Source organism: Streptomyces sp. NPDC002701 (assembly GCF_042889045.1).
In the GTDB taxonomy this organism is placed as follows: Bacteria; Actinomycetota; Actinomycetes; order Streptomycetales; family Streptomycetaceae; genus Streptomyces.
The window spans coordinates 872,895-882,305 of record NZ_JBIAQL010000001.1; the positions used below are offsets into that span (position 1 = coordinate 872,895).

Below are 9,411 nucleotides of genomic sequence, written 5' to 3' on the forward strand. Positions count from 1 at the left end.
AAGCCGGCGGAGGGAATTCCCACCGCCGGCTTCTTGTCACCTACTGGGTGCTACTGGCAGTCCTGACCGCTGTTGATGCAGTCCACCATCTCGTTCATCGTGTTCTCGTCGAAGAAGTTGATGAAGTCGTTGTGGTCCGTGATCGGCTTGTGCAGCTGGTCCGGGAAGGAGTCCACCGCGAAGGGATTCTGGACCTGCCCGTTCTGGATCTGCGGGGCGTCGACGTCGTAGACGAGACGGACCTGCAGCTGCGGGATGGCCTGGAAACCGTTGGCGCAGGTGCCGTCCTGCTGGACGAAGGCCACGTGCGTGCGGTGGTTGGCGCTGTCGATGTTCTGGCCGTCCCAGCAGCTCTGGAAGTTGGACGTGCGCACCACGGAGCTGCCCTCGGGGCAGATCGGGTACTTGTCCGTCAGCTGCCGGTCCTCGAAGCCGGTGCAGCTCCAGTTCGTGTTGGCGTTGTTCAGGCCGTTCACGAAGGACTTGGCGTCACCGGTGATGATGCGCAGCGCGGTCGGCATCGCGACGACATCGCTCGTCTTGTTGCCGACGAACTTCAGCTGAGCCTCGCTGACCTGGAGGATCTTGCCGACGTTGCCGTCCTGGCCGCCACCCGCGGCGTTCGCGTCGACGTCGTCCGAGCCGTCCTGCACCCGCAGCACCGGCCAGAAGTACGAGGACTTGTCACCCTGGTTCTGGCAGGTGGTGTCCGCCGCCGCCAGGGCCTCGTCGCTCGCGAACGCGTCGTTGTCCTGGTTGCCGACGTAGTCGTGCTGGTGCTGGGCGCCGTTGCTGACACCGGGAGCGACGATCACGTTGTCGGAGTTGCGGTTCTCGTTCTCGTTGGTGCCGCACTCCGTGGTGAAGGTGCCCGTGGAGCCGGAGTCCCCGTTGGCCGGGAGCCCGTTGGCGCCCACGCCCTTGGGGCCGCCGTTCGGCTGGACGGTGGTGATGTCCTGGAAGTCGGCTGCCACGGGCCCGTTGTCGGCCTGACCGCCGTTCCCGCCGTCGCCGCCCTGACCGCCGTTGCCGCCCTGGCCACCGTTGTTGCCGGGGGCCTGGCCGCCGTTGCCACCGTTGTTGCCCTGGCCGCCTCCGGCGGGCGGGTTGGCCGGCACGCCCTGGCATCCGGCGAGATTGCCGGGACGCCTCGGACCCTTGCCGCCCGCACGCTTGATGGTGTTGCTGATGCGGTCGATCGTCGCCACCCGCTTGGACTTCAGCGGGCTGAGGATCGCGTTGTTGACGTAACCGGGGTCCCCCGCCTGGGCCTGGCGAGTGTCCGCAAGACGCTTATAAGCCTCCGTGACCTGCTGGTCGAGCTTGGCCAGCTCCTTGTCGACACCGGCGCGAGCGCGCCTGGGCACGGAGGTCAGCTTCTGGCCGACGTCCGGGCATTTGATCGTGGCCACCGAAGCGGCGGTCGTCTGCGCGTTCCGCGTCGAGCTCTTGCTCTCGCCCGCGGAAGCGTAGATGTTGGCCGCAAGCAGACCGCCGCCACCCAGCGCGAGAGCCGCCGATGCGGCTATCGCCCGGTTGGCGAGCGTGGAGCGGCGTTTTCGGTTCGTGCGTCCCATGGAACTCCTCTGGCTTCCTTGCGGGGGCATCGAGGCGCCCGACAGGAGGTGAAGCGGCTCCCCTCAATACGGAGGAGGTTCCTGAGGCGTTCAGAAGCCTCAGGAATTCATCGGAGTTCCGTGACGCAATCCCGGCGCAAGGGGCCCAGAAGCCCCTGAAACAACGGCGGCCGAGAAGGAATTACTGAATATCGTTCAATGGGCGTGGAACGCCTTTGCGTCCTTTCAGCGGCCCTGGTCCAAATAGGCGAGAACAGCCAGGACGCGACGGTTGTCGTCGTCCGAGACATCCAGACTGAGCTTCGCGAAGATGTTGGACGTGTGCTTGGCGATCGCCCGCTCCGTGACCACGAGTTGGCCCGCGATCGCCGCATTCGACCTGCCCTGCGCCATCAGTTCCAAAACCTCCTGCTCGCGCGGGGTCAGCCGGCCCAGCGGCCGGTCGTCGGCCTGCCGTCGCGACAGCAACTGCTGGATGACCTGCGGATCCATCACCGTGCCGCCCGCCGCCACCCGGTGCACCGCGTCGATGAACTGCTCGGCGTCGAACACCCGGTCCTTGAGCAGATAACCGATGCCGCCGACCCCGTCGGCGAGCAGCTCACGCGCGTACAGCTGCTCGACGTGCTGCGACAGCACGAGCACCGGCAGCCCCGGTCTGGCCCGGCGGGCCTCCAGCGCGCACTGCAGCCCCTCGTCCGTGTGAGAGGGCGGCAGCCGCACGTCGACCACCGCCACGTCCGGCTGCAACTCGGCCAGCGCCCGGGTCAGTTCGGGTCCCGTCTCGACGGCGGCGGCGATCTCGAAGTCGAACGCCTCCAGCATCCGGACCAGGCCGTCGCGCAGCAGGAACAGGTCTTCGGCTAGGACAACTCGCAAGGGATCTCCATGCTCACCATGGTGGGGCCGCCCACCGGACTGTTGACGGCCAGGACGCCGTCGAATGTACCGAGTCGGCGTTCGACTCCCGACAACCCCGAACCCGCGCCGATCGTGGCGCCGCCCTGGCCGTCGTCGATGACGGTGATCCGCAGCAGACCGCCGCGCTTCGGGATGTGGTGCATGTGCATGTCGACCCAGATGCGCTGGGCGCCCGAGTGCTTAACCGCGTTGGTGAGCACCTCGCTGACGGCGAAGTACGCCGCGGCCTCCACCGGCTCTCCGAGCCGGCCGGACAGGGACACGTCGATCTCCGCGGGGATCGGCATCCGCAGCGCCAGCGCCTTCACGGCGTCGCCGAGTCCGCGCTCCGCGAGCACGGGGGGATGGATGCCGCGTACCAGGTCACGCAGTTCGGTGAGCGCGTCGGCGGAGGACCGGCGGGCCTGAACGATCAGCTGCCTGGCCTTCGCGGGGTCCTTCTCGATCAGCGCCTCGATCGTGCCGAGGTCCATGCCCATGGCGACCAGCCGTGCCTGGGCCCCGTCGTGCAGGTCCCGCTCGATGCGGCGCAGTTCGGCCGCGGAGGTGTCGACGGCGTCGCGCCGCGTCTCGGTCAGCACCCGGACCCGCTCCGCGAGTTCACCCTGTCCGGACGCCAGGACGGAACGGGTCAGCAGGAAGTGGAGGCGCAGCAGGGAGGGGGCCGTGAAGACGCCGACGACGAACAGGGCCGCACCCAGGGCCCCCGCGGCGAGGGCGCTGCTCTGTCCGTCGATCGGCACGAACCCGTACCACCAGCCGACCTCCGTGCCGTCGGTGAAGGCCCGCCACAGGCCGGCGGCGAGGGCGAACCCCTCGAAGGGGTAGAGGAGCAGCGCGGCGGGCAGCAGCGCGGTGACGAAACCCGCGGTCATGTCGACCGGCAGCCACAGCAGATCCCGCCGGACGGCCGGGTCGCCGAGCAGGTGGAAGCACCGCGCCCACGGGTTGGCGCCCTCCGGGACCGGCCGGTACGCGGGCGGGATCCGTACCCCGCCCCACCGGGCCGCCATCAGGCGCCGCCAGTCGGCGAAGCCGCGTACGGCGGCCAGCACCAGGGGGGTCGTGACGATGCCGATGCCCAGGGGCACCAGCACGATCGACGCGAGGGACAGCGCGAAGAGGACGATCGACCCCACCGGCACCACGACGACCAGCACCAGAGCTCGCATGCCCACATGCGCGGCCGTCCGTATCCTGCCGGCTTTCCTGCTGTCCCCGTTGGTCTCCATGCTCTCAGTCTCGCCCAACGCGAGGCGGAGGTCAGGGGGCCGGGCCACCCGGTCAGGGGGGGGGGGGGGGGGACCCCCCCGGGGGGGGGGGGGGGGGGTCCCCCCCCCCCCCCCCGGGGGGGGGGGGGTTTTCCCCCCCCCCCCCCGCCCCCGGCCCGGTTCAGCCGCGCAGGATCTTCTCCTCCACGGCGGGATCGAGCCCGACATCGGGGCGGTCGGGACGGCGGGGGGCGCTGCCGCCGATGTCCTGGAGCCAGCTCCAGGTGTCGGCCACCGTCTCGGAGACGGGGCGGCACTGCAGCCCGTCCCGTACCGCCTTCGACACGTCGGCGCCGTGCATCATGTCGTGCAGCTCCGAGTCCGGCGGCACCCACCCGGGCAGCTGCGTCCAGGGTTCGACACCGGCCGCGAGGATCACCTCCGGCTCGGTCCACCGCAGCTCGGCCCGTCCGCCGGTGACCCGCGCGCACGCGTCGAGCAGCGTCCCTGTGGTCGCGTGGCCCGACGGGCTGACGAGGTTGTACGCCCCGCTCGCCCCGCCCTGAACCGCCCCGAGGACCCACTCGGCGAGGTCGCGGACGTCGATGTACTGGAGCGGGAGGTCACGGGGGCCCGGCGCGAGCACGGGACCGCCGCGGGCCGCCCGGGTGAGCCACCACGGCAGGCGCCCGATGTTCTCGTACGGGCCGAGGATCAGGCCCGCCCGCACCAGGAGCGCCCGCTCCTCGCCGAAGGAGTCGAGCACGGCCAGCTCGCCGCCGCGCTTGTCGCGTGCGTAGTCGGTCTGTCCGGCGTCGGGGGAGGCGCCCTCCACCACGGGGCCGGCCTCGTCGTGACCGGCCGGCTGCGGCCACGCGTACACGGAGCAGCTCGACACGTACACGTACCGCCGGACACGGTCCTTCAGCAGCCGGGCGGTGTCCCGCACGGCGCTCGGGGCGGCCGACCAGGTGTCGACCACGACGTCCCACTCGCCCTCGGCGAGGGCCGTGAGCCCGTCGGCCGCCGTGCGGTCGCCGTGCAGGGAGCGCACGCCCGCGGGCGGGGCGTGCCGGCCGCGGTGGAAGACGGTCACGTCCCAGCCGAGGCCGAGCGCCGCCTCCACGACCGCGCGCCCCACGAACTCCGTACCGCCCAGCATCAGAAGTCTCATGACGCAGACTCTGCCCCGCCCGGCCGTGCGGCGGAACGGGGTTCTGCCCACAGGCAAACGGTCGGTGCCTCAGCTTCCGGTGGTCGTCGGCGTGTACTTGTAGCCGACGCGGCGCACCGTGCGGATGGTGTCCCGGTGCTCGGCGCCGAGCTTGCGGCGCAGCCGGGCGATGTGGACGTCCACGGTCCGGCCGTCGCCCACGTGCCCGTAGCCCCACACCGTGGTGACCAACTGGTCGCGGGTGTGCACCCGGTGGGGATGCGTCACCAGGTGCGCCAGCAGCTCGAACTCCAGGTACGTGAGGTCGAGCGGCCGCCCGTCGACCGAGGCGGTCCGCTGGACGGTGTCGATCCGCACGGGGAAGTCGTCGGCGGTCTCGCCGGACTCCTCAAGCGCCGCCTCCTCCGTCTCCGGTACGGCGACCGGCAGCAGGGACGGCTGGTCGGCCGGTACGAGGACCAGGTACCCGATCATCGGCGGCCGGCCCGGCAGGACGGGCAGGGCGTGCGGGGGAGCGGGCAGCCAGGTGGCGCCCGGCGGGAAGAGGCCGGTGACGTCGGCCACCTCGTCCCGGTCGACGGCGCGCAGCCGATGGCGTGCCGGGCCGGTGGACGGGGTGGGGGAGGAGGCGGTGGCCACGGAGGAGAAGGGGCGGGTGTTCGCCATGGGTCAGCTCTTTTCGCGCGAGAGGTCGTCGGATGACGTACGCCGTGCGCGCTGGCCGAAGGCCGGGATACGGCTTTAGAGGGCCGGCGCGTTCGTCGCGCGACAACACACCCGGTCGAAGTCATGGTGCTGACGGGAAGGCCAGAAGGGCTCGAGGTCGTGACGACCCGTAGCGAGGCACTCCTGAAAGCCGACCATGCCCCCATTGAAGCAGACCCACCCCCTCCAGAGCAGCCTCCTCTCAAGCTCCGGACACGCAGGCACCTCTAGAGGGGCGCGGGGAACGGCGCGACAAGCCCTCACCGACCCGCACGCGTCCATGCACCTCATGTCCCCCCGTCCCTGAATGCCACCCCACCCTTGGGCACAGGCGAAGGGGCGCCCACCGAGCGGTGGGCGCCCCTTCAAGAACAACCGAGCTCAGACCTGCCCAGCCTTCTCCAACGCGGAGCAACACGTGTCGACGATCAGCCGCGTCACCACGTACGGGTCGACGTTGGCGTTCGGCCGCCGGTCCTCGATGTACCCCTTGCCGTCCTTCTCCACCTGCCAGGGGATCCGCACCGAGGCCCCCCGGTCGGACACCCCGTACGAGTACTCGTTCCACGGCGCGGTCTCGTGCAGCCCCGTGAGCCGGTCGTCGATGCCCGCGCCGTAGTTCTTGACGTGGTCGAGCGGCTTGGACCCCTCGCCCAGCGACTCGCACGCCGTGATGATCGCGTCGTACCCCTCGCGCATCGCCTTCGTGGAGAAGTTGGTGTGCGCGCCCGCCCCGTTCCAGTCGCCCTTCACCGGCTTCGGGTCCAGCGTCGCCGAGACGCCGAAGTCCTCAGCGGTGCGGTACAGCAGCCAGCGGGCCACCCACAGGTGGTCGGAGACCTCCAGCGGGGAGACCGGCCCGACCTGGAACTCCCACTGCCCGGGCATGACCTCGGCGTTGATGCCGGAGATGACGAGGCCGGCCTTGAGGCAGTTGTCGAGGTGCGCCTCGACGATGTCACGGCCGAAGATCTCGTCGGCGCCGACACCGCAGTAGTAGCCGCCCTGCGGGGCAGGGAAGCCGCCCACGGGGAAGCCGAGCGGACGCTCACCGTCGAAGAAGGTGTACTCCTGCTCGATGCCGAAGACCGGCTCCTGCGCCCCGAACCTCTCCGCGACCTCGCTGAGCGCGGCACGGGTGTTGGACTCGTGCGGCGTCATGTCGATGTCGAGGACCTCGCACAGGACGAGGACGTCGTCACCGCCGCGGATCGGGTCCGGAAAGGTCGCGACCGGCTTGAGCACGCGGTCCGAGGCGTGGCCCTCGGCCTGGTTCGTGGAGGACCCGTCGAACCCCCAGATCGGCAGCTCCACACCCGCGGCCGGCTTCTGGGAGTCCGCCAGGATCTTCGTCTTCGAACGGAGCTTGGCCGTCGGCTCGGTGCCGTCGATCCAGATGTACTCAGCCTTGAAGGTCACGGGGCCACATCCTTCGGGGTGGGTCTCAAAGCGCAGTGCGGGTGCTGCGGCGCTGCGGCACTGGGGCGCCGCGGAGGATGCCCGAAGCCTGTCAACGGGCGGTTTCCCGATCATTGCTCCGACGTGAACCCCGTGTTACCCGGTGCCTCTGTGCTGCGGGTCACCCGCTGAGAGCGCATGCGCGAGGGGTGTCGCGTGGGTGGCGGCCAGGGCCGTCACCCACGCGTGTCTCCTCGGCCCCGGTCAGCCCCCGGTCAGCCCACCTTCTCGATGAGGGCCCTGCGGATCAGGAACTTGCCGGGCTCGCGGACCTGCTCGAACGCGGCGTTGTTCAGGAGCGCGCAGCTGCCGGAGACCGAAGTGACCTCGACGGTCGTGGACTTGTTGTTGTCCAGGTTCGTGACCTTGAGCTTCGTACCGGCGGGGAACTGGTTGCTGGACGCGGCCGGTGCGCCCGCCTCACCGGACAGGGTGACCGTGGACCCGTTGCAGACCTGCTGGCCGGCGGCGGCGCCACCGCCTCCGGCGGGGGGTGCGGACGCCTCCTGCGAGGGCTGCTCGGCGGGCGCGGACGCGGCGGGCGGCTCAGTGCCCGCACCCGCTCCCGCGCCTGCACCCGCGCCCGCACCGGCGCCTTCGCCCACATTGGCGTCGGACTCGCCGACCGTGCAACCGGACGCCTCCTGCTGCACCTTGATCTGCGCGATGACCGCCTCACGGTTGGCGATCCGCGCCTCGGACTGGGCGTCGGGGCTGGTGCGCTGCCCCTCGATGAACTTCTCGTTGTTGCCGAGCGCCGTGGCCAGCCCGGAACAGACCACCGAGGACTGCGCGTTCTGCGTCGCGGGCGAGGTGGACGCCGCGTTCGACGTGGCGGCCAGGGCGAAGGCCCCGCCGCCGGCCACCGCGGCGGCGCTCACGAGCAGAGCGATCTTCTTCTTCGGGCCGAGAGTTCTTCTGCGCGACATGAACGGCTCCTGTTCCCCGGCCGCCCCTGGCGGCGGCCGTCCGCCGTTATGTACGAGATACCGAACGGACTTGCTCACCCGTTGACTCAAGTCACCCGAGTAACGTGGATCACACTGAAGTCGGGTCCGGCGGCGACGCGCGGGCCGCCCACCGTACGAACAAACCCGTGCCACTCACCTGTCACGGCACCCTCAAAGGCCCTCTGGCCAGGGGCGATTGTCAGTGGGCGGCGGTAGAATAGAAGCAGTGTTCGAGGGTCCCGCCGGAGACGCCGGCCGGTGCCCTGACCGCGACAGGAGGATGCCTGTGCCCGCTGCCGCACTGTTTCCGCTGCCCACCCAGTCCACGTCCAAGAGGGCGGTCGTGCTCGACCTGCCGTACCAGCCCGTGGAGAAGCGTCCGCTGCCGGCGGGGCGCCCCCGCGAGTGGTACGTCACGCACAACCGCCGCCTCAAGGCGATGCGGCTCGCCATCGCCCTCCTCGACTCCGGTGTCTACGTACCCAGCCAGGCGCGCAACGAGAAGATCCGCAGCACGGCCGAACTCATAGGCGTACACCCCCCGTCGGACACGACCTGCCACATGGTCCGGGCCCTGATGCGGTACGCCCGCTGAGCCCACACCCGAAGGGCCGCCCGTCCCGCGGGCGGCCCTTCGGCGTGCAGCCGCTCGGCCGGCCCGATGTACCGCATTGCTCTCCTCTGTGACGATTTCACTTGACCGGAGGGCTATTTGTGACTGCCTGTAAGCGGATGCGGGCGTTATTCGTTTCCGTCGGACAGGTGGCGCCCGGCATCCTGAGGGCTACTCTCGACGTCACCGACGGACCGGCGCAGCCCGCCACCGCGTCGGGCACCTCGAGGTGCCACCACTCACGCACAAGGAGACCCGCCATGGGTACCTTGATCATTTCGGCGATCCTCGCCCTGATCGCCCTCGGTTTCGACAGACCCGTCTACTGGCTCGCCGCGGCCGGCCTGCTCTATCTGTACGTGCGGTACGTCCGACCCGACCAGGGGTCCACCGGTTCGTCGCCGACCCGTGGGGCCGCGGGACCGTCCGGCGGGGTCGCGGGCGGTTCGGGCGGCGGCTCGGGCGGCTCGGGACGCGTCGACACCAGCTACCGCGCGTACCGTCAGCGCCGGGACCAGATGGCCAGGTGGGAGCGCCGCTACCGCCGCGAACGCCCCTGGAACAACCGGAAGTGAGACCGCCCCCGTGGGGCACTCGCGCGGAGGGTGACGACAGCGGGTGTCCGTGAACGGGCCGCGCACCCTCCCTACGGACACGACCCGTGGGGCAAAAGGCCGTCGGGCCGGGGCCCCCCCCGGGGGGGGGGCCGGGGGCCGCGCCCCCCCCCCCGCCCCCCGGGGGGGGCCCCCCCCGGGGGGCCGGGGGGCCAAAAACAGTGGGTTTTTTGTTGAGAAAGGTGGGG

The 9,411-nt window shown here is 70.7% G+C and carries 9 protein-coding genes; 2 read left to right on the forward strand and 7 right to left on the reverse strand.

Annotation, left to right across the window (positions count from 1 at the left end; translation table 11 throughout):
• Positions 1-50: 50 nt before the first annotated feature.
• From ACFYXC_RS03705 to ACFYXC_RS03735, 7 genes are all read right to left on the reverse strand, one after another.
• Entirely contained in the window at positions 51-1,577 is a 1,527-nt protein-coding gene (locus tag ACFYXC_RS03705; protein ID WP_389546416.1) for a DUF1996 domain-containing protein, read from the reverse strand.
• 225 nt (positions 1,578-1,802) lie between these two features.
• Positions 1,803-2,456, reverse strand: coding sequence for a LuxR C-terminal-related transcriptional regulator (locus tag ACFYXC_RS03710; protein ID WP_389546419.1), 654 nt, complete (start codon positions 2,454-2,456; stop codon positions 1,803-1,805).
• On the reverse strand, positions 2,441-3,730 hold the full coding sequence (locus ACFYXC_RS03715) for a sensor histidine kinase (protein ID WP_389546421.1): 1,290 nt from the start codon (positions 3,728-3,730) through the stop codon (positions 2,441-2,443). The genes ACFYXC_RS03710 and ACFYXC_RS03715 overlap by 16 nt, the downstream gene beginning before the upstream one ends.
• A gap of 160 nt (positions 3,731-3,890) precedes the next feature.
• The gene (locus tag ACFYXC_RS03720) at positions 3,891-4,883 is read right to left on the reverse strand and encodes an SDR family oxidoreductase (RefSeq protein ID WP_389546424.1); all 993 of its coding nucleotides are present in this window, start codon (positions 4,881-4,883) and stop codon (positions 3,891-3,893) included.
• A 69-nt stretch (positions 4,884-4,952) separates the two neighbouring features.
• Positions 4,953-5,549, reverse strand: a complete 597-nt coding sequence (locus ACFYXC_RS03725; protein ID WP_389546426.1) for a winged helix-turn-helix domain-containing protein — start codon at positions 5,547-5,549, stop codon at positions 4,953-4,955.
• Between the two features lie 420 nt (positions 5,550-5,969).
• On the reverse strand, positions 5,970-7,007 hold the full coding sequence (gene glnII / locus ACFYXC_RS03730; RefSeq protein ID WP_389546429.1) for a glutamine synthetase: 1,038 nt from the start codon (positions 7,005-7,007) through the stop codon (positions 5,970-5,972).
• 254 nt (positions 7,008-7,261) lie between these two features.
• Entirely contained in the window at positions 7,262-7,975 is a 714-nt protein-coding gene (locus tag ACFYXC_RS03735; RefSeq protein ID WP_389546432.1) for a hypothetical protein, read from the reverse strand.
• Between the two features lie 307 nt (positions 7,976-8,282).
• Here ACFYXC_RS03735 and ACFYXC_RS03740 point away from each other — a divergent pair, with 307 nt between their 5' ends.
• On the forward strand, positions 8,283-8,591 hold the full coding sequence (locus ACFYXC_RS03740; RefSeq protein WP_388924718.1) for a hypothetical protein: 309 nt from the start codon (positions 8,283-8,285) through the stop codon (positions 8,589-8,591).
• 278 nt (positions 8,592-8,869) lie between these two features.
• Positions 8,870-9,184 (forward strand): hypothetical protein, encoded by a 315-nt coding sequence (locus tag ACFYXC_RS03745; protein ID WP_389546435.1) that lies wholly within the window; start codon positions 8,870-8,872, stop codon positions 9,182-9,184.
• The last annotated feature ends 227 nt before the right edge of the window (positions 9,185-9,411 follow it).

Excerpts from the sequence above, each read along its gene's own strand:
- ACFYXC_RS03705 (WP_389546416.1), bottom strand. The coding sequence starts at position 1,577 with ATGGGACGCACGAACCGAAAACGCCGCTCCACGCTCGCCAACCGGGCG.
- ACFYXC_RS03715 (WP_389546421.1), bottom strand. The coding sequence starts at position 3,730 with ATGGAGACCAACGGGGACAGCAGGAAAGCCGGCAGGATACGGACGGCC.
- ACFYXC_RS03720 (WP_389546424.1), bottom strand. The coding sequence starts at position 4,883 with ATGAGACTTCTGATGCTGGGCGGTACGGAGTTCGTGGGGCGCGCGGTC.
- ACFYXC_RS03725 (WP_389546426.1), bottom strand. The coding sequence starts at position 5,549 with ATGGCGAACACCCGCCCCTTCTCCTCCGTGGCCACCGCCTCCTCCCCC.
- ACFYXC_RS03735 (WP_389546432.1), bottom strand. The coding sequence starts at position 7,975 with ATGTCGCGCAGAAGAACTCTCGGCCCGAAGAAGAAGATCGCTCTGCTC.
- ACFYXC_RS03745 (WP_389546435.1), top strand. The coding sequence starts at position 8,870 with ATGGGTACCTTGATCATTTCGGCGATCCTCGCCCTGATCGCCCTCGGT.